Origin of the sequence: Flavobacterium celericrescens, from assembly GCF_011392075.1 — a bacterium.
GTDB classification, from domain to species: domain Bacteria; phylum Bacteroidota; class Bacteroidia; order Flavobacteriales; family Flavobacteriaceae; genus Flavobacterium; species Flavobacterium celericrescens.
The window spans coordinates 64,072-85,451 of the sequence record NZ_JAAJBV010000004.1 but is presented as its reverse complement, the minus strand read 5'-3'; the positions used below and the strand labels follow the sequence as shown (position 1 = coordinate 85,451).

General features: G+C 32.6%; 17 protein-coding genes. 13 read left to right on the top strand and 4 right to left on the bottom strand.

Features of this window, described 5'->3' with window-relative positions; genetic code table 11:
* The first annotated feature begins 67 nt into the window (after positions 1-67).
* Together pruA and G4L40_RS06765 are read left to right on the top strand one after the other, a co-directional pair.
* A complete protein-coding gene (gene pruA / locus G4L40_RS06770) occupies positions 68-1,693 on the top strand; it encodes an L-glutamate gamma-semialdehyde dehydrogenase (RefSeq protein ID WP_166236449.1) in 1,626 nt (541 codons plus the stop codon).
* Positions 1,694-1,884: 191 nt separating this feature from the next.
* Complete coding sequence (locus tag G4L40_RS06765) at positions 1,885-5,580, top strand: putative lipase (protein WP_166236448.1); 3,696 nt, start codon at positions 1,885-1,887, stop codon at positions 5,578-5,580.
* Between the two features lie 69 nt (positions 5,581-5,649).
* Here the strand turns inward: G4L40_RS06765 and rsmG are convergent, their stop codons facing one another.
* Positions 5,650-6,279: a 16S rRNA (guanine(527)-N(7))-methyltransferase RsmG gene (rsmG, locus tag G4L40_RS06760; protein ID WP_166236447.1), complete on the bottom strand. Its 630-nt coding sequence runs from the start codon at positions 6,277-6,279 to the stop codon at positions 5,650-5,652.
* Positions 6,280-6,386: 107 nt separating this feature from the next.
* Here rsmG and G4L40_RS06755 point away from each other — a divergent pair, with 107 nt between their 5' ends.
* The 3 genes from G4L40_RS06755 to G4L40_RS06745 all read left to right on the top strand — a co-directional run bounded on the left by G4L40_RS06755 (position 6,387) and on the right by G4L40_RS06745 (position 10,765).
* Complete coding sequence (locus G4L40_RS06755; RefSeq protein ID WP_166236446.1) at positions 6,387-7,481, top strand: fatty acid desaturase family protein; 1,095 nt, start codon at positions 6,387-6,389, stop codon at positions 7,479-7,481.
* A 60-nt stretch (positions 7,482-7,541) separates the two neighbouring features.
* Positions 7,542-8,726 carry a pyridoxal phosphate-dependent aminotransferase gene (locus tag G4L40_RS06750; RefSeq protein ID WP_166236445.1) on the top strand — a complete coding sequence of 395 codons (1,185 nt, stop codon included), beginning with the start codon at positions 7,542-7,544 and terminating at the stop codon, positions 8,724-8,726.
* A 167-nt stretch (positions 8,727-8,893) separates the two neighbouring features.
* A complete protein-coding gene (locus G4L40_RS06745) occupies positions 8,894-10,765 on the top strand; it encodes a peptidase U32 family protein (protein WP_166236444.1) in 1,872 nt (623 codons plus the stop codon).
* A gap of 32 nt (positions 10,766-10,797) precedes the next feature.
* Here the strand turns inward: G4L40_RS06745 and G4L40_RS06740 are convergent, their stop codons facing one another.
* On the bottom strand, positions 10,798-11,355 hold the full coding sequence (locus G4L40_RS06740; RefSeq protein WP_166236443.1) for a sugar O-acetyltransferase: 558 nt from the start codon (positions 11,353-11,355) through the stop codon (positions 10,798-10,800).
* Positions 11,356-11,454: 99 nt separating this feature from the next.
* On the bottom strand, positions 11,455-13,641 hold the full coding sequence (locus tag G4L40_RS06735; RefSeq protein ID WP_166236442.1) for a LamG-like jellyroll fold domain-containing protein: 2,187 nt from the start codon (positions 13,639-13,641) through the stop codon (positions 11,455-11,457).
* 130 nt (positions 13,642-13,771) lie between these two features.
* Between G4L40_RS06735 and G4L40_RS06730 the strand changes: the two genes are divergently transcribed.
* From G4L40_RS06730 to G4L40_RS06695, 8 genes are all read left to right on the top strand, one after another.
* Positions 13,772-15,763, top strand: a complete 1,992-nt coding sequence (locus G4L40_RS06730; protein ID WP_166236441.1) for a sensor histidine kinase — start codon at positions 13,772-13,774, stop codon at positions 15,761-15,763.
* Position 15,764: 1 nt separating this feature from the next.
* Positions 15,765-16,385, top strand: a complete 621-nt coding sequence (locus G4L40_RS06725; protein ID WP_166236440.1) for a response regulator transcription factor — start codon at positions 15,765-15,767, stop codon at positions 16,383-16,385.
* Between the two features lie 16 nt (positions 16,386-16,401).
* Positions 16,402-16,977, top strand: coding sequence for a Crp/Fnr family transcriptional regulator (locus G4L40_RS06720; RefSeq protein ID WP_166236439.1), 576 nt, complete (start codon positions 16,402-16,404; stop codon positions 16,975-16,977).
* 78 nt (positions 16,978-17,055) lie between these two features.
* Entirely contained in the window at positions 17,056-17,769 is a 714-nt protein-coding gene (locus G4L40_RS06715) for a pirin family protein (RefSeq protein WP_166236438.1), read from the top strand.
* Positions 17,770-17,813: 44 nt separating this feature from the next.
* A complete protein-coding gene (locus G4L40_RS06710; RefSeq protein WP_166236437.1) occupies positions 17,814-18,095 on the top strand; it encodes a GNAT family N-acetyltransferase in 282 nt (93 codons plus the stop codon).
* A gap of 15 nt (positions 18,096-18,110) precedes the next feature.
* Positions 18,111-18,347 (top strand): (4Fe-4S)-binding protein, encoded by a 237-nt coding sequence (locus G4L40_RS06705; RefSeq protein ID WP_166236436.1) that lies wholly within the window; start codon positions 18,111-18,113, stop codon positions 18,345-18,347.
* On the top strand, positions 18,331-18,543 hold the full coding sequence (locus G4L40_RS06700; RefSeq protein WP_166236435.1) for a hypothetical protein: 213 nt from the start codon (positions 18,331-18,333) through the stop codon (positions 18,541-18,543). The genes G4L40_RS06705 and G4L40_RS06700 overlap by 17 nt, the downstream gene beginning before the upstream one ends.
* Before the next feature lie 3 nt (positions 18,544-18,546).
* Positions 18,547-19,074 (top strand): NADPH-dependent FMN reductase, encoded by a 528-nt coding sequence (locus G4L40_RS06695; protein WP_166236434.1) that lies wholly within the window; start codon positions 18,547-18,549, stop codon positions 19,072-19,074.
* A 57-nt stretch (positions 19,075-19,131) separates the two neighbouring features.
* On the opposite strand, the gene G4L40_RS06690 is transcribed toward G4L40_RS06695, so the two are convergent.
* Entirely contained in the window at positions 19,132-21,279 is a 2,148-nt protein-coding gene (locus G4L40_RS06690; RefSeq protein ID WP_166236433.1) for a S46 family peptidase, read from the bottom strand.
* Positions 21,280-21,380: the final 101 nt, after the last annotated feature.

Genomic DNA, 21,380 nt, shown 5'->3' with positions numbered 1-21,380 from the left:
TTTGTATTCGTTTACGATAAATTCGTAAATCAAAGTACTAAATTGTTTAATTTTCAAATACAACACCATGTTAAAAGGATTTTTTAATGTTCCAAAAGCAGTTAATGAACCTGTAAAATCATATGCTCCTGGTTCTCCAGAAAGAGCAGCAGTTGCGGCAACCTATTCAAAAATGTGGAATTCCCAAGTAGAAGTTCCTTTATATATTGGTAACGAAGAAATTAAAACAGGTAATACCAAAAACATGACAGCTCCACACGATCACCAACATGTAGTAGGAGTTTATCATCAAGCCGACAGAGCTTTAGTTGAAAAAGCAATTGTTTCAGCATTAGAAGCACGCAAAAAATGGGCAGCAATGGCTTGGGAAAATAGAGCTGGAATTTTTTTAAAAGCAGCTGAATTATTAGCTGGTCCATACCGTGCCAAAATCAACGCTGCAACTATGATTGCACAATCCAAAACAATTCACCAAGCTGAAATTGATTCGGCTTGTGAATTAATTGACTTTTTACGTTACAACGTAGAATTTATGACAAAAATATACGCAGACCAACCGGCTTCTACATCAGACATGTGGAACAGAGTTGAATACAGACCATTAGAAGGATTTGTATATGCTATTACACCATTCAATTTTACTGCTATCGCTGGAAATTTACCTTCAAGTGCAGCATTAATGGGAAATGTTGTTGTATGGAAACCAGCAGCAACACAAGTATATTCAGCTAATGTAATTATGGAAGTTTTCAAAGAAGCTGGCTTACCAAATGGAGTTATCAATATGGTAATGGGTGACTCTGGAATGGTTTCTGATGTGGTTTTAAACAATCCACATTTAGCAGGAGTTCACTTCACAGGATCAACTGGTGTTTTTAATGATATTTGGAAAACTATTGGTCAAAATATTGCCAACTACAAAACTTATCCAAGAATTGTTGGTGAAACAGGTGGAAAAGATTTCATCGTTGCACATCCATCTGCAAACCCAGCACAAGTAGCTGTTGGAATTGCACGTGGTGCTTTTGAATTCCAAGGTCAAAAATGTAGTGCAGCTTCTCGTGTTTATGTCCCACAAAGTTTGTGGCCAGCAGTTCAAGCTAAATTAGAAGCTGATATGAAATCAATGAAAATGGGTTCACCTGAAGATATGAGTAATTTTATTACTGCTGTAATTTCGGAAGCTTCATTTGATAAATTAGCACGTTACATTGACCAAGCTAAAAAAGATAGTGATGCCGAAGTAATCATTGGTGGAAATTATGATAAATCTAAAGGCTATTTTATTGAACCAACCGTTATTTTAACTTCAAATCCTAAATATACAACTATGGAAACCGAATTATTCGGACCAGTAGTTACGATTTATATTTATGAAGATGCTAAATGGTCTGAAACATTGAAATTAGTTGACGAAACTTCTGAGTATGCTTTAACTGGAGCTGTATTTAGCAAGTGTCGTTATGCGGTTGAAGAAGCAACTATAGCGCTACAAAACGCAGCAGGAAACTTCTACATTAATGACAAACCAACTGGTGCAGTTGTAGGAATGCAACCATTTGGAGGAGCTAGAGGTTCTGGAACTAATGACAAAGCAGGTTCAGCCCAAAACTTATTACGTTGGGCATCTGTTAGAACAATTAAAGAAACATTTGTAACACCAGAGGATTATAAATATCCATTTTTAGGATAATTTAAAAGTTTTAAATTATAAAAAAAGCTTGTCAGAAATGGCAAGCTTTTTTGTTTTTTATTATTTCATCGGTATTTTATTTCTTTTTAACTGATTTATAAAAAATTACAACGATTTATTATTTTTTTTATAAATTGTATCCGAAATCTATTATGCAAGCATAGTATTTTCCTCCCTAAAGAAAATAAATTATGATTAAAAAATTACTTTTTGTAGCTGTGATTCTTTTTTCAGCATCTTCAAATGCTCAAGAAATAAAAGAAAAAAATAAAGCATTTGACTTATTAAAAAATCACACACAAACTAAAATACTATATGATAAAGTTGGAGCTATCGCAAAATTAACTGATGTTCAAACAAAGCCTTTATCTTCATTAGACTACAAACAAGTATATCATGAAATTCAAAGAGCTGATTTTCTTGAACGACTTCCAAAAATTGATTTTTTAGAAACCAAAACAGAAAAAGGTTTTGCAGAAAACATTGTTCCAATTTCAATTTTAATTTCTGAATTTGAAGCAATTAAACCAAGCGTAAGAACACAAAATCAATTACAACTTAATGCAAACAATCAATACGAGATTACAGATTTCTCCATTGATTACTTTAATATTCATAAAATAGGGTTTGCATCTCCTTTAATCAAGCAATTAAAAGGAACTCAAATTGCTTTTAAACTTTCTGACGAATTAATTTTCAATACAACTACTCAAACAATCAGTAAAATTGAAATTAACTTTAATACAGGAAAAGGATTTGAAAAAATTTCTAGCAATCAAATTATTTCTGCTGATTTTGAAACTCTTGGTTCAAAAACAATTTCATTTAAAATTACTTTAAACGATGGAACTGTTTTTACAAACGAATCAAAATTTACTTTAAAAGAAAAAGCACAAAATCTAAGTCAATTAAACAAAGTAGCACAACAAACTCCTTTTGCAGTTAGCCCATTAACCGAAATAATTTCTTCATTAACTTATCAAGGCACGAACGAAACTGCTGCTCATGCTGGAAAAGGAGAATTTCAAATATTTTATGACAATGAAGCTGGCTTATTAGACAAAGTAATCATTGTATGTGATGGATTTGACCCTTCTGACGGAAGAGATACAGGTGCAATTTATAACTTATTAAACTATGGAACTCCAACACAAAATCTTGGTGACAATGTTAGAAATTTAGGTTATGATGTTGTTGTATTAAACTTTCCTATTTATACTAGACCTGATGGTGTTACAAATATAGATGGTGGTGTAGATTATATCCAAAGAAATGCACGAGTAATGATTGAGTTGATTAATTATATTAATGCAAATAAAGTAGGAAATCAAGAACTTGTGGTTATAGGTCCAAGTATGGGCGGATTGATTACTAGAATGGCTTTGCGATATATGGAAATGAATGGAATGAATCATAAAACACGTTTATGGTTATCATTTGATTCGCCTCATTTGGGAGCAAATGTTCCTATTGGAATGCAACACATGTTCAACTACTTAGCATACGACCCGGATATCTCTGATTTAACTGTTAGAGCAATAGTAGATTCAATGCTAAAAAGTCCTGCAGCAAGACAAATGCTGATTGACCACTTTGAAGGACATTTATCAGGCTCTAGTTTAACCGACTTTGACCAAGCTTCTGCTGCTTTACTTCCAACAGGTCATCCTACGCATAGAAATGTTTTTCAAACAGAATTAAACACAATGGGTTTCCCTCAAAATTGTAGAAAAATTGCAATTTCAAACGGAGCTGGAAATGGAACAATGACAGGAACACCAGGAATGGCAGTACTTTCAGGATTAGATGTTCCAAATAGTGATGGTTTTACAAGGGCATTATTAGATTTGAATTTTACGCCAGCAGCTAATGGCAATATAAGAGTAAGTAGAGTTAGAAAACAAGCATGGACATTGTTTTGGTTAACTATTGGAACAGGACAAACAAATGCGCGTTCATTTGCTTATACTGCTGGTTTAGATTCTGCACCTGGTGGTTTGTTTAATTTAGAAAGTTTAGCCGCTGATGCTGGTCCTAACCCAACATTAACTCGCTTTTTAAATGCAATGACCATTAAAAAGTTTGACTTTATTCCTGCACAAAGTTCATTAGCAATTACAAGTACTAATAACTGGTATGCAAATATAAATGCTAGTAGCACGAGTGCTTTTGATGCTTATTCTGTACCAACAGCCAACGAAGATCACGTTACATTAACACCATCAAATGTAACTTTTGCAATGAATGAAATTGTAAATAATATTCAATTGAAATGCCCAACTTCAACCACTTGGAATGGAACTTCATGGAGTAATGGATTACCATCAAAAGACAAACAAGTTGCATTTACAGGAAATTATACCTCATCATCTTCAATCGACGCTTGTTCAATTTCTGTTTCAGGAACAGCTATTGTAAATTTCTTAGCGAATCATGATTTAAATGTTAGAGGTGGAATTACTGTTGCTCCAACTGCTCAACTAAAATTTGCATCAAGTTCAAACGTTTATCAAATAGAAGAAATTTCAAATTCTGGGAACATTGAATTCAATAGAGAAACTTCTCTAAAAAGATTAGATTATGTAGGTTGGTCTGCACCAGTTGCAAATCAAAATTTATTAGCATTTTCACCAAACACGTTAACCAATCGTTTTTACGAATACATTCCAACAGGAACAACAACTCCAACCGCTTACAATAGTGTAAATCCTACAACAAATAACTTTGCAACTGGAAAAGGATACTTAATTAGAGCCGAAAACACAATGCCAAGCACAACAACTACTTGGAACGGAAAATTTACAGGAACACCAAATAATGGCAGAATCAATCCAAATGTTATTTATGGTGGTGCTGTAGGCTTAGGATTTAATTTAGTAGGAAATCCGTACCCTTCACCAATTAATATTCAAGAGTTTATTATTGGAAATTTATCTAAAATTGATGGAACACTTCATTTTTGGACCAATACAAATGCAGCAGTAAGCGGAACCTATATTGCAAACAACTTTGCATCACGTAATTTAACTGGCGGAACAGCAGCGATGAATGGCTCATTAATTCCTGACGAATTCATACAAACAGGACAAGGTTTCTATGTGAACGCTCTTGCAACAGGTCCAATGTATTTTACCAACAGTATGCGAAACGCTACAAGTAATAATCAGTTTATCAATAGAAATATCAATATTAGTACTTCTACAACAACTGAAAAACACCGTTTTTGGTTGAACCTTTCGGAAGGAAATAACAATCACAATCAAATTCTATTAGGTTATGTTGAAAACGCAACAAATGATTTAGATTTTGGATACGATGGAAAAATATTAAATAACGGAAATAGCGCCATTTATTCTTTAGTAAACGGCAATGAATTAGTTATTCAAGGAAAAGGATTACCTTTTACTGATGACGACGTTATCCCATTAGGATTTACTACTCAAAACAGTGGATTATTTACAATTTCATTAGGCGAAAAAGACGGATTATTTACAAATCAATCGATTTATTTGAAAGATAATTTTACAAACAGCCTAATTGATTTAACTCAAAACAATCATACATTTATTGCAAATGCAGAAACCATCAACAATCGTTTTGAAATTGTATTTAAAAATAATTTATCAAACAACAACCAAACTGAATTCGATGAAAATTCAACAATTGTTTTCAACGAGAACAATTCATTAACAATAACAAGTAGTACAACAAAAATAAAATCAATTATAGCTTATGATGTTTTAGGAAGAGTTTTATTTGAAGAGAATCATATTCAAAGCAACAAATTTATAATTCCGAATTTAAAACCAACCAACAATATTTTACTGTTAACAATAATCGACGAAAACAATATCAAAGTTCAGAAGAAAGTGATTTTTAATCAATGAATTAGAAATAAAAAAACCCGATTTTCAGTTGAGAATCGGGTTTTGTTTTTATAACTAATTACTAATCACTTATTTCTTATACTTCAACGGCAAATGCACCACTTTCTTCGTTTCAAAAAACTCTTCTTTGAAGAAATCCGATAAATTATATTCTGTGGCTTTTGGGAAATCCTTCAATTCTTCGGTTAAATCGCCACCTTTTAAATATAAAATTCCGTTCGCTAATTCGTGGTTTTGCTTTTTAGCAACTTTATCATCGACCCATTTTACAAAATCAGGCATATTGGTTACAGCTCGACTTACGATGAAATCGAATTCTTGTCTAACTAATTCGGCACGTTTTTGTTCGGCTTTTACATTTTTTAATCCTAAACCTATTGCAACTTCATTCACCACCTTGATTTTCTTAGCAATGATATCAATCAAATAAAAATCAACCTCAGGAAACAAAATTGCCAATGGAATTCCAGGAAAACCACCACCAGTTCCCACATCCATAATTTTTGAACCTGGACGAAACTCGATAATTTTCGCAATTCCTAACGAATGTAAAACGTGTCTAGTATATAACTCATCGATGTCTTTTCTTGAAATTACATTAATTTTTGCATTCCAATCTTGATATAGTGATTGCAATTTTTGAAACTGAAGCACTTGATTTTCAGTTAAATTAGGAAATTGCTTTAAAATCTCTTCCATTCGTTAAATTTTGCACAAAAATACGTTTTTTAGTGAATAAAAAATGACTAATATCATAAATGAAAAAATTATAATAATTATCTTTGGCAAAATTTGAATTCAAAATTATGAATACACAAGCTCCAGTTTTTTCAAAAAACGATAATCTGAAATTTTTCAGAACATTAAATAAAAGAGTAAACGATTATTTCAAAGAAAACAAGATAGATAAAACAGGAAACTGGAAACTTCACTTGAAAACTATAGTGATGTTTGCCCTTTTCTTAACACCTTATTTCTTTTTACTTGCAATGGACATGCCTTTTTGGACTTATTTATTACTTAACGTAGTAATTGGTGTTGGAATGGCCGGCGTTGGAATGAATGTAATGCACGATGGTAATCACGGCGCATACTCAACCAAATCTTGGGTAAACAAATTAATGGGCGGAAGTATCTACATCTTAGCTGGAAATGTTTACAACTGGCAAGTACAACACAATGTTTTACATCATACGTATACTAACATTATCGGTCACGATGAAGACTTAGAAGCGGGAAGAATTTTACGTTTTTCTAAAACCGCAAAATGGTACAGTCACCACAGATTTCAACATTACTATTCAGTTTTCTTATACGGATTATTAACGTTTAACTGGGCTATCACAACTGATTTCTTACAGATGAAGCGTTACTTAAAAAGAAAATTATCTTATGGTGAATTCAAAAAACCAACCATACTTTGGACAACACTAGTAATTACAAAAATAATTTACTTTTCAATTTGGTTAGCATTACCAATGATTTTAGGGGTTACTTGGTGGAAAGTTATTTTAGGTTTCGTTGTAATGCATTACACTGCTGGATTAATTTTAAGTGTTGTATTCCAATTAGCACACGTTGTAGAAGACACTGTAAATCCAATGCCAGATGAAAATGGAGAAATCGAAAACACTTGGGCAGTTCATCAGTTATTTACCACAGCTAATTTTGCTCCAAAAAATTGGATTGTAAATTATTACACAGGTGGATTAAACCATCAAATTGAACACCATATTTTCCCAAATATAAGCCACATTCACTATAATAAAATTGCTGAAATTGTAAAACAAACAGCAGCGGAATGTAACTTACCGTATCATGAGTTTAAAACTACTCGAGCGGCAATTGCATCTCACTTCAAGCATTTGAGAGAACTAGGAAGAAAACCACAATTAGCATAATAAAAATAGAGAGACGCGAGGAATCGCGTCTTTTGTATTAACTATAATAACTAACACACAATGAACCCGTTATCGGACAGAATCAACAACTTAGCCGTATCTCAAACTTTAGCTATGGCGGCTTTGGCAAGAGAATTAAAAGCACAAGGAAAAGACATTATCAGCCTTAGTTTAGGTGAACCAGATTTCAACACTCCTGAATTCATTAAAGAAGCTGCAAAAAAAGCTATCGACGAAAACTACAGTACCTACACACCTGTTGAAGGTTACTTAGAGCTGAAAGAAGCGATTTGCAAAAAATTCAAAAGAGATAATAATTTAGACTACAACCCATCACAAATTGTAGTTTCTACAGGGGCAAAACAATCGTTATACAACATCGCACAAGTCATGTTAAACGAAGGTGACGAAGTAATTCTTCCAGCTCCATATTGGGTTTCGTATTTCGAAATTATCAAACTTTCTGGTGGTGTCCCAGTTGAAGTTCCAACTTCTGTTGAAAGTGATTTCAAAATTACACCAGAACAATTAGAAGCTGCTATCACACCAAAAACAAAAATGATGTGGTTCAGTTCGCCTTGTAATCCAAGTGGTTCGGTTTATAATCGTGAAGAATTAACAGCTTTAGCTAAAGTTTTAGAAAAATATCCAAACGTATATGTAGTTTCTGACGAAATCTACGAACATATCAACTTTTCAGGAACATTTTGCAGTATTGGTTCAATTCCTGGAATGTTAGAAAGAACGATTACGGTTAACGGTGTTGCGAAAGCATTTGCCATGACGGGTTGGAGAATTGGTTACATCGGAGCTCCAGAATTCATAGCGAAAGCATGTACTAAAATTCAAGGACAAGTTACTTCAGGAGCCAATTCTATTGCACAAAGAGCAACGATTACTGCAGTTGAAGCAGACCCAAGCGTTTTAAACGAAATGGTTTCCGCATTCAAAAGCCGTAGAGATTTAGTTGTTGGATTAGTAAAAGAAATCCCAGGATTCAAATTGAATGTTCCAGAAGGAGCGTTTTATGTTTTTCCTGATGTATCGTACTATTTTGGTAAAACCGTAAAAGGAACCGAAATTAAAAATGCAACTGATTTCTCAATGTTCTTATTAGCGGAAGCAAATGTAGCAACAGTAACAGGAGACGCTTTTGGAAATCCAAATTGTATTCGTTTCTCATACGCAACAAGCGAAGCTTTGTTAACAGAAGCAATGAGAAGAATCAAAGAAGCGGTTTCTTAATTCACAACAAATATATTAGCACGAATTGATTTATTAAATTAAACCAATTCGTGTTTTTTTTATGCTCTAAATTCAAAAAAAGCCAATTTGAATTAGAAATCTTGGATTTTTTATAAGAACTTTGCACACTTTTTTTCGGCAAATCCCGAAAGATTAAAGATTTACAAATGAAGAAGAAGATTGAAATTTTAGCTCCAGCAAAAGATTTACTTACCGGAATTGCCGCTATTAACGCGGGTGCCGATGCGGTTTACATTGGAGCACCACAATTTGGAGCCCGTTCAAATGCTCACAATTCATTAGAAGACGTTGCTGCATTAGTGCAATATGCACATTTGTATAATGTACAAGTTTTTGTGGTAATCAATACTATTTTATATGATGATGAATTAGAAACGTGTCGTCAATTGATTTGGAAATTATATGATGCAGGTGTTGATGCTTTAATCATTCAGGATATGGCGATTATGGAAATGGAATTGCCTCCAATTGCACTTCATGCCAGCACACAAGCTAACAACAGAGATGCCGATAAAATCAAATTCTTAGCTGATGCTGGAATTCAAAGGGTAGTTTTAGCCCGTGAATTAAACCTGCACCAGATTAAAGAAATTAGTCAGGCAACCGATGTGGAATTAGAGTTTTTTGTAACAGGTGCTTTATGTGTTTCATTTAGTGGAAATTGTTATATGAGTGTTGCCAATGGCGAACGTTCGGCAAACCGTGGTTCTTGTGCACAAAATTGTCGTTTACCTTATAATTTAATTGATGGAAATGGCGATACTTTAATCAAAAACAGTCACTTACTTTCGATTAAAGATTTTGATGTCACTGAACAAGTTCCAAATTTAATAGAAGCCGGAATTGTTTCGTTTAAAATTGAAGGGCGCTTGAAAGATATTGTTTATGTAAAAAATAACGTTTCTTATTTACGTCAAAAATTAGATAGCTTTTTAAACGAAAATAGCGATAAATACACAAAGGCTTCTTCTGGAAGCTGTACATATACCTTTGATTCGGCTTTAGATAGAACTTTTAATCGTGGTTATACTGATTATTTTGTAAACGAAAGACATCAAGCGATTGGCTCTTGGGAAAGTCCAAAATCAAAAGGACAATACATTGGAAAATTAATTAAAACCATTGGAAATTCATATGTAATTGAAAATGGTGAATTATTAAATAATGGTGACGGATTGTGTTTTATCAACGAAAAAAACGAAGCTGAAGGAATTTATGTTAACCGTGCCGAAAACGGAATCGTTTATCCCAACGTATTGAAAGAAATCAAAGAAGGTACTTTCATTTATAGAAATAACGACGCTGCTTTCATCAAATTAGTAGAAAGAGAAGATAGTGCGGTTCGAAAAATCAGCACGACTTTACTATTAAAAGAAAATGAAACTGGTTTTGAATTAATCGCAACTGACGAAGACGAAAATGTAAGCGTTGTAAATTTAGTTCACCCAAAAGAACAAACAAAAAACAACGAATCTTTAGCTGAAAATTTCAAAATCAACTTAGCAAAAACTGGTTTTACACCTTATACCGCTGATGAAATTACGATTGAATTTTCTGGAAATTGGTTTCTTCCTATTTCGAAAATCAATGAAATGCGAAGAACGGTTTACGAACAATTATCAGAAATTCGTTTGAAAAATTATGTTCGAAAAGAACACCAATTGGTAAAAACATCACATCCTTATCCAGAAACAAAATTGGATTTCATGTACAATGTTGCCAACAAAACCGCTCGTAAATTCTACGAACGTCATGGCGTAACCGAAATTGAAAAAGCATTCGAATTGCAATGGGATCCAGGAAAATCTCGTGTAATGACAACCAAATATTGCATCAAATACGAATTAGAACGTTGTCCAAAATACCATCGTGAAAACATGGATAAAAAAGTAAAAGAACCTTTGGTTTTAAAGCAAGGTGAATTGGAATACAAACTAAAATTCAATTGCAAACCTTGTGAAATGGAAATTTGGGAAAAAGATGCCGAATTCGAAATTGAAGAAGATCACTTTCATTAATATAGCAACCGATGTGTAACGCATCGGTTTTTTTATTCATTCAATTTTCGAATCACTTTAGCTGGATTTCCAAGAGCTAATGAATTGGCTGGAATATCTTTAGTTACTACAGAACCTGCGCCAATGGTACAACCATCACCAATTGTAACACCTGGACAAATTACTGTGTTTCCTCCTATCCAACAATCGTTACCTATGGAAACAGGTTTTGCAAATTCAATGGTTCTTCTTTCAATTGCATTTGTAGGATGCGTTGCGGTATAAATATGAACGCCTGGCCCAATGAATACGTTATTACCAATAGTTACTTTTGCTACATCTAAAACAACACAATTCACATTAAAATAAACCATTTCGCCAGAATGAATATTGTATCCGTAATCGCAATGAAATGGCGGCTCGATATATATTCTTTTGTTCGCATTAGGTAATAATTCTTTTAAAATAGCTCGAGCGTTTCCGTTCATTAAATATTCTGTAACATTTAATTTATGAAGTAATCTCTTAGCTTTCGTTCGCTCTAAAACCAACTCTTTATCATTGGAAAAATAGTTTTCTCCTGAGAGCATTTTTTCTTTTTCGGTTTTCATTTTTTAGTATTATTATTCAAAGGTAACACATTAATCTAAAAACAAAAACCGCCTATAAAGACGGTTTTATTTGCTTAATCAACTATAATCTATGGAGTTTTATTGCTTAATAACTTTTATAGTTTTTGTTGCTCCCTCAGAAGTTATTTTCACAAAATAAGTTGCAGAAGCAAGTGTTGACAAGTCTAATTGTATTTCTAAACCTTTACCTTCTTGGTTTAAAACATTTTGCCCTAATAAATTATAAACTGATACATTAGAAATTTCTTTATCATAAGAAATGTTTACGATTCCTGAAGTTGGATTTGGGTACAAACTTAAATTAGATTCATCAAATGAGGTTGTATTTAGGAATGTAGAGCAAGTATTTCCAGTAGTAACCGCTGCAATATTTGACCAATTTGAAGTGCCGCCATTTAACGCAAAATTGTTTAATGCACCGTTGTAATTGTTTCCACTCGAATCGGTTAATGCTGTTAAACCTGTATTGTTTCCGCCTCCAAATCCTTGGTTGAATTTGTAGTAAGCCACTAATCCTGTTTGCGAAGCGCCCAATTCACAATTCATATTATTAAGTATTTCTGGAGCAGTTAAAGCTCTTGACCAAATTCTGATTTCGTCGATATTACCTGTGTATTTTTCATTAGATAAGTTCGTTCCAATATGAATTGGGTTACTCGATAGTGATTTAAAGCTGGCTCCCGTTACTCCTGTAGTTGTTCCAACTAAAACACCATTAAGGTATAATTTTAAATCAGACCCATTCCATACAGCAGCCACATGTTGCCATTGGTTTAGCACGGCTAAATCCGACACAGAAACTGCCTTGAAATTGGTTCCATTACTATCGTTAACCCAAAACTGATAAGCAGTCCCGTCTCTTCGTAACATAAATTGCATATCAACATTAAAGGTATTGTAATTTCCAATGATAGACCCCAAATTATAACCAAATGCGTTGTTAAAAGACGTATTATAAACCCAAGCTTCAACTGTTATTGTATTGATGGGATCAATAACGGCATTAATTGCTGTACCTAAAGTAATTCTATCATTAGAATCATCAAAATGTAGTGAGCCTCCATTAATGGTTACATTTACTGAAGTTCTTGAGCTTTCACAACCATTATCGGTTTGAGAAACATAATATGTTCCTGTTGTTAAAATATCCGTTATATTATATTCTACACCTCCAGATGCTTGTGAAAACCATTTCAAATTAGATCCAGTAGCTACTAAATTTGCAATTGTTGCATTAGCATCAAACGTTTGGTTCGCAGGTGCTGTAGGTGCTGAAGTAATATTTACCACAACGCTCACGGCTATCCTATCCGACTCACATGTTCCAGTAGTTTGAGAAACATAGTAATTGCCTGTTGCTAAATTTTGTGTACTAGTCAATGGCGTTCCTCCTGTTGCAACATCATACCAGTTAATTGTTCCAGAACCAGTTGCTGTCAAATCTAAAACTTGTGCTGCATTGCAAAAACTTTGTGAAGTATTTACGTTTAATGAGTTATATAAAGTTCCTGAAACTCCATTTGCTGGACTACCTGGAGCAACAAAATTAGAAGTAGTTCCATTTAACTGAAAATTAATTATTGCGCCATCATATCCATTTGTTGTTGAATCTATTAAATCAATTTCTCCACCGTTATCTTGATTTGCAGTTCCTTGATTGCATTTATAATAAGCTACTAAACCCGTTTGTCCGACAGCTAATTCCGCATCTTTATTATATTGTAATTCACAAGTTGTTAAAACTCTGTCCCAAATTCTTACTTCATCCATTCTTCCATTGAATACGTTAGCACCATCATCAAAAGAACCTAATCGAATTATATTGCCATTCAATACTTGAGGTACGTTTGTATTAGTAGCCACCAAATTACCGTTTTTATACAATTTCATTGTTGTAGTTGCAGCATCATAAGTTACTGCTACATGGTACCACGTATTTATAATTAGTGGATTGGGATCTTGAACAGCTTCCCATGCACCATTATGACCTGCACTTAGTTTATTTCCTGAATAATTAGGGATAAACAAAGCATGTTGACCATCTGCATTTCCTCCCGAAATAATATTATTGGAAACATTAAAATTTGAAATGTAAATCCAAGCTTCTTTTGTATATGACGTTGGCAAAAAACTCCCACACATAACATAATCGTCAGAGCCGTCAAAATGTAGTGTTTCTCCTTGTTGAGCAAGACCAAATTGAGTACTAAAACTGAAACTTAAAAGCGTTAGCATTTTTAATTTAAATAGTAATTTTGTTTTCATTGTTATATCTTTTTGATTTGAATACAAAATTGTATCAATCTCTTAAATATTTATGTAAGGGGTAACCCCTGAAATGCAATAGCTACTTTTTTTCTTTACAGAATTGAATACATTTGTAAAAAAACAATACATGTTAACCCTAAAAAAATACACATTTCTTTTAACACTAATCATAGTAAGTATTAGCTGTGAAGACAAAAAAGAGAATTTCTATTTTGAAAAAGTAACTCCCCCTAAAGAAGATTCAACAAAAGTTTGGTTGAGACAAAACGACAACTATCAGGAGGATAAAGAGCACTATTTAAAAGTCTTTTTTAAATATTACAATACTAAATTAGCTAATAAAGAATATCTTAATGCTTCAAAGATATTGGATGTAATTACAACCAAGTTTGTCTATTTTTATGATTTTGACCCAAGATTAACTGAAACAGTTGATGCATTTAATTTAAAATATAGGAACAAATTACCCGCTTTAAAAACTACGCATATAGACAATTATTACGCAAATTTAGAATTTGACAGAGACAACGTAAAAAAAGCAAAGGACTACTTCTTAAAAATCACAGCATTAGAACCCAACGATTATAAGAGTTGTTACAAAATAGCGCGTGCTTACTATGATTTATCTTATACTTATTTTATACTTGGTGACATTGAACTTAGCATTGAAGCCAATGAAAAATCAAGAATTTATTCTGAAAGAATTAGAGATAAAGAAAGTATTGTTTCAGTACATTTGAATTATATCAACATTTATAAAGCAAATGGCTCTTTTGAAAAAGCAATTAGCAGTGCTAATGAAGCCATAAAAGTATTCAAAGAAGAAGGAAACACCTATGATTATTTTATGGCTAAATACAATAAATGCTCTGTTTATGGTTTTTTTGGCAAAACGCAATTAAAAAACAATTACATCCATACTACTTATAAAGAATATTTAGACAGTAAATTTGACAGCGATGTATTGTTACTTTGTCTATCAGATTATGAAATTGAAGCTTTATTGAATGAGAACAAAACCAAGGAAGCAAAAATCGTTTTAGATAGAATTAGACCCGTTGCTGCGAGAAATACTTCTCAAAATTGGCAAAATGATTATCAAGCAGCTTTAGCATTATATGAAATAAAAAATGATGTGAAAAACTGTAATACTAGCTATATTGAAAAAGCACTTCCAAATCTTCTTGCCAACGAAAACTACGAACGCGCCAATTTATTTTATACTGTTTTACTAGAAAAAGCGATTCAAAATAAAGAATTTGAAAAAGCTGTTTTTTATACAAAAGAAGCCTACAGAACAAAAGATAGTTTATCAAATATTCAAAATAAATTAGAAAATTTGGCCCTTGCTGCTAAATATGAAACTAAAGAAAAAGAGCAAAAAATTCAGCTTCAGCATGAAACCATCTCAAAGAAAAACACTACTATTTTTGCTTTAGCACTGGTTTTCATAGCCTCAATATTGAGTGTTTTTATTTACTTTTTAAAACAAAAACAAATGAAATTATTTAAAGAGAAAGAACAATCGCAACAATTTACTAAAAACTTACTTGATAAAACCGAAGAGGAACGCAAACGAATTGCTTCCGATTTACATGATAGTGTTAGTCACGAATTACTTGCCTTAAAAAATTCATTTGAAGTCAATCATTTTCAGTTAAATGAAAAAGTAGATACAATAATTAATGATATTCGAGCTATTAGTAGAAATTTGCATCCTGTTTTGTTCGAAAAAATTGGCTTAGTAAATAGTTTAGAACAATTCATTGAACGTATTGAAAATACACATCAATTCATGATTTCTTCCGAATTTAATTATCAGAGTAGTTTATCTTCTGAAAAAGAGCTGCAAGTTTACCGCATAGTTCAAGAAGCTGTAACCAACATCATCAAATATGCTAATGCCATTGCGGCTAAAATATCAATTATAGAAACTTCAGAGAAAATTACCCTTGAAATTATTGATAACGGCATTGGTTTTAATGTAGAAGAAACATTACAATCTAAAGATGCTTTTGGATTGCATAACATTATAGAAAGAAGCAAAGCAATTGGTGGAATTTCAGTTATTTCTTCTTCAGAAAAAGGTACTAAAATTGTAATTGAAATAAAAAAATAACATGAAAATTTTAATAGCAGACGATCATCCATTAACCTTGCAAGGCACAGTTTCCTATGTAGAAAAAATGGGGCACAAAGTCGTTTGTTCCTGTTCAAATGGTAAAGCAGCATTAAACTACATTCAGCTTCATACACCAGACTTGGCTATTTTAGATTTAAACATGCCTGGTTTAGATGGTATAGAAGTTGCTCAAAAAATATTTGAAAACAAAAGTCAAACTAAGATTGTGTTGCTTACCATGCATAATGAAATTAGTGTTCTTAACAAAGCAAAAGAATACAATATTTATGGTTATATTTTGAAAGATAAAGCTTTCCCAGATTTGGAAAATTGCTTAAAAGAAATTGAGAATGGGAAAAAATATTTTTCTACTTCTATGCATAACAATTTTAAATTAGACCCAACTGCTTCAAGCGATGTTCTATCTTCTTTGACTTTGTCTGAAAGAAAAATTATTGAATTAATCGCTACCCAAAAAACAAGTAAACAAATAGCCGAATTGTTATTCTTATCTGAAAAAACAGTTGAAGGTCATCGCACAAAAATCATTGAAAAATTAGGAATTCCGAAAGAAAAAAACGCCTTACTAATTTGGGCAATTCAAAATATTAAAAAATAAATCCTACTTTTGAAGTATGTTAAAAGTACTTCAAAATATAGCCAAACACGTTTCTTTAACTAAAGAAGAGGAAGCCTTATTTTTATCTAAAACCGAGACCAAGCAGTTTAAAGCTAAAACCATTTTATTGAGTGCTGGCGAAGTAGCAACGTGTACTTATTTTGTGAATTCTGGCATTTTGAGAAGTTTCAATATTAATGACAATATTATTGAACACGTTTTGCATTTTGCTTGCGAAGGTTGGTGGATTGGTGACATGTACAGTTATATTTCAGAAAAACCAGGCAATCTTTTTATAGAAGTTTTAGAAGATGCTGAAGTAGTAATCATTACCAAAGAAAACCAACAACAGCTTTATCAAGAAATTCCAAAATTAGAACGCTTTTTCAGAATTTTAGCTGAAAACTCTTTAGTTTCTCACCAAGAACGCTTAATGGATAATTTGAGTTTAACGGCTGAAGAGCGTTTTGAAAAATTTTGTAGCAAATACCCAACATTGATACAAAAAGTGCCTCAAAAACACATTGCTTCTTACATTGGCGTTACACCTGAGTTCTTTAGTAAGATGAAAGCGCGGTTGTTGAAGAAATAATTTCTTAACCTACATTAAGTGCCCTTCCCTATTCCTCGTTGTAAATTTGTATCATAATAATTACTAAATTTATACGATATGAAAACGATAGTACATAAAGCGAATGAAAGAGGTCACGCTAACCATGGTTGGTTGAATGCTTACCATAGTTTTAGTTTTGCCAGTTGGTACAATCCAGATAGAATTCAGTTTGGCATGTTGCGCGTATTAAATGACGACACAGTAGCTGCAGGAATGGGTTTTGGAACACATCCACATGATAATATGGAAATTATAACCATTCCGTTAGAAGGTGATTTGGCTCACAAAGACAGTATGGGAAATGCTGCAACCATCAAAACGGGTGATGTACAAGTTATGAGTGCTGGAACGGGAATTCAACATAGTGAATTCAATCCAAATCATGACCAACACACAAAATTATTCCAAATTTGGTTGTTTCCTAAATATAGAGATGTAGAACCTCGTTACCAACAAATTACGTTAGACCAATCATTACAAAAAAATGATTTTGCACAAATCTTATCTCCAAATCCTGATGATGCTGGAGTTTGGATTCATCAAGATGCATGGTTTTATTTAAGTGATTTTGATACTAATTTTTCAAAAAAATTAAATTTGAAAAAAGAAGGAAACGGCTTTTACATTATGAACATCGAAGGTGAAATTGAAGTAAATGGCGAGAAATTAGAAAGAAGAGATGCAATTGGAATTTGGGAAACTAATGAAATTGAAATCAAAGCAAATTCTAATGCGAAGTTTTTGATAATGGAAATTCCTATGGAGCAATAATTAGTGAGCAGTAGCAGTAGTCAGTCGCGGTAAAAAATTAAATTATGAGTGAAGTAAAACTTAGAATAAACGACAACAAAGGCGCTTTTTACATTGAAGTTGAAGGCAAACAAGAAGCTATGATGACTTTTGTTTTTGCGGGTGAAGATAAAATCATTATTGACCACACTGAAGTAAATCTGGGAAATGAAGGAAAAGGGTTTGGTAAAAAAATGGTAACGAAAGCTGTGGAATTTGCAAGAGAAAAAGGAATCAAAATCTTGCCTTTGTGTCCGTTTGCGAAAAGTGTTTTTGATAAAACTCCAGAATTTAGAGACGTATTGTAATTTAAAAAATCAATCATGGATCCAAAAAATCTAAAAAAAGAATATACAAATGGCGAAGTAACCATTGTATGGCAGGCTGGAAAATGTACTCATTCTGCTAATTGTGTTAAGAATAATCCAGACGTTTTTAAACCCAAAGAAAAACCATGGATTCATGCAGAAAATTCAACAACAGAAAAAATTATTGAAACCGTTAAAAAATGTCCGTCAGGAGCATTAACCCATTATTTAAACAATGAAACAACCGCCTAAATGGAAATTTGCCATAATGGTTTGGCTAGCTATTTATCCAACGATTACCTTAGTTACCTTTCTAATTGGTGATTATATTAAGAATCTACCATTGCCTTTAAAAACTTTGCTTCTAACTGGAATTTTAGTGCCAACTATGGTATTTATATTATTGCCTTTTTTAAGAAAAATATTAGGCAATTGGTTAAACAAATAACAAATGAAAAAAATTATAGCTTTTGGAGCTTCATCAAGCAAAGCTTCAATTAATAAAGAGTTTGCAACTTATGTTGCTTATCAATTTCAAAATGCTTCTATCGAAATTTTAGATTTGAATGATTATGAAATGCCTATATTTTCTGTTGACAAAGAAAAAGAGAACGGAATTCCACAATTAGCTCAAGATTTTTATGCCAAACTAGGAAGTGCCGATTTAATTATTATCTCTTTTGCGGAACACAATGGCGCTTATTCGGCAGCTTTTAAAAACATATTAGACTGGACTTCTCGAATTAACATGAAAACATTTCAAGAGAAACCCATGCTTTTATTAGCAACTTCACCTGGTCCAAGGGGAGGAAGCTCGGTATTAGAAATTGCTAAAGGGCGTTTCCCTTTTCAAGGTGGCGTTGTGAAAGGAAGTTTTTCATTACCAAGTTTTTTTGACAATTTTAATAGTGTTAATGGAATCATTAACCCAGATTTGAAGAATCAATTGACAAACATTATTACTTCTATTGAAATATAATTCCATAAAAAAACCGACTTAAAATTAAGTCGGTTTTTATTTATTTAAGAATTGGAATTACTTCACAATTGTCATTTCATCAACAATATGTTTAGCTCCAGAGAAATTTTCAATTACCCATAATACATAACGAATATCTACGTTAATTGTACGTTGTAATTTTTTGTCGAAAATAACATCTCCAGCCATTGCTTCAATATTACCATCAAATGCTAAACCGATTAGTTCTCCTTTTCCGTTTAACACTGGTGAACCAGAATTTCCACCGGTAATATCATTATCAGTTAAGAAACAAACGTGTAAAGAACCGTCTTTATCTGCATAACGACCAAAATCTTTATTCGCGTTCATTTCTAATACTCTTGCTGGTAAATCAAATTCTAAATCACCTTTTTTGTATTTTTTAACTTGACCTGCTAAAGTAGTGTAGTTATTAACTGTAGCGTCATTACGTTTATCAGCAGGTAAAGAACGAACTTTTCCATAAGTTAAACGTAAAGTAGAGTTTGCATCTGGATATTTAATTTCTCCAATTTTAGATTCTCTTAAACCTTCTACTAATAAACGGAAAGATGCTCCAAAATCGTTTTGTGCTTTTGTTAACTCCTCACTTTTAAAGCTATAGTGTGTTAATAAATCATTTGTTAAAACATACAATGGGTCGTTTACTAATAAAGCTTCAGATGGTAAATCTAAAAATGCTTTTATTTTTTCTTTTGAAGTAAAAATACTTAAATCAAATGCTGCATTTACATATTTAGTAAAATCTCCGTTATTTTCTTTAGCTAATTTTTCAACCATTGGTGCTAAAGTATAACCCGCTTTTTTAGAGTATAAATTTAATTGTGCTGCTAAAATATCTTTTTCTGCTGGAATATGTAATTCTTTATACATTTCATCCACCATTTCTAAAATACCTGGCGCCATTTGAGCTCTTTTAGTAGCATCAGATTTTGCATACGTTTCCAATTGTTTTCCTAAACCTCTACTAACTGTTCCAAATGCAGATGTTCTGAATAATTGCATCATGTAATTATCATGACGTGATTTTTCATTTGTCATTGCATAATATTTGTTGATAGTAGGAACTACATTACCATATTTTGCTTTGTTTGCTGGTTTGTTTGCCCATTTGTGAAACTTTGCTTCTTGAGCTGCTTTTGTTTTTGCTGTACCAAATTTTGATAACGCATCAATCATTCCTTGACGGTTTTTCCAATAGTTTGCAACACCTGCAAATTTTGAAGCATATACAAGGTTTAAAGCATCACTTTGCAACATGTATTTTTTCATGTTATCCATTCCTGTTTTAGAACCTTCTACCCAAGCTGGATAAGCAAATTTTACATTTTGCTCAATTCCACCTGCTGGCATCCAACGGTTTGTTCTACCTGGATAACCTAAAATCATAGCGAAGTCATTCTCTTTAACTCCACCTAAATTAACTGGTAAATGGTGTTTAGGTTGTAAAGGAACATTATTTGGAGAATATTCTGCTGGATTTCCGTTTGCATCAGCATATACTCTAAACATAGAGAAATCTGCTGTATGACGTGGCCATTCCCAGTTGTCTGTATCACCACCAAATTTTCCTAAACTTTCTGGTGGAGTTCCTACTAAACGAACGTCTTTATAATCTTGGTAAACGAAATAGTAATATTCATTTCCTTGAAAAAACGGACGAACAGAAACGGTATATTTTCCACCTTCGTTGTTTTCTTTTTCAATTTTAGCGATTTCAGCGTTGATAGCTTTTTCTCTATCTAATTCGCTCATACTTGGGTTTACAACCGATAAAATTCTTTTTGTACAATCGTCCATACGAACAAAGAAACGTACAAATAAGCTAGAAGGTTTTAATTCTTCTTTTCTGTTAGCTGCCCAATAACCATCTTTTAAATAGTTTTTATCTGCTGATGATAATTCTGCAATGGCATCATATCCACAGTGGTGGTTTGTTAATACTAAACCATCTTTAGAAATCATTTCAGCTGTACATCCTCCGTTAAATTGCACAATGGCATCTTTTAAGCTGTGGTTGTTGATACTGTAAATTTCTTCGGCTGTTAATTGCAAGCCCATTTTTTGCATGTCGCGGTGATTTAAACGCTCAATGAACATTAAAAACCACATTCCTTCGTCTGCTTTTACCGAAGCCGGCACAAGCATTATCGCAGAAACGACAAATAATAATAATTTTTTCATAATAAATATGTGTCTTTTGATTTGTGTTGCGAATATACTTAAAAATAAGAATTTGATAAAATTATCACTATAAATTCAATTTCGAATATGCCAATTTTAAC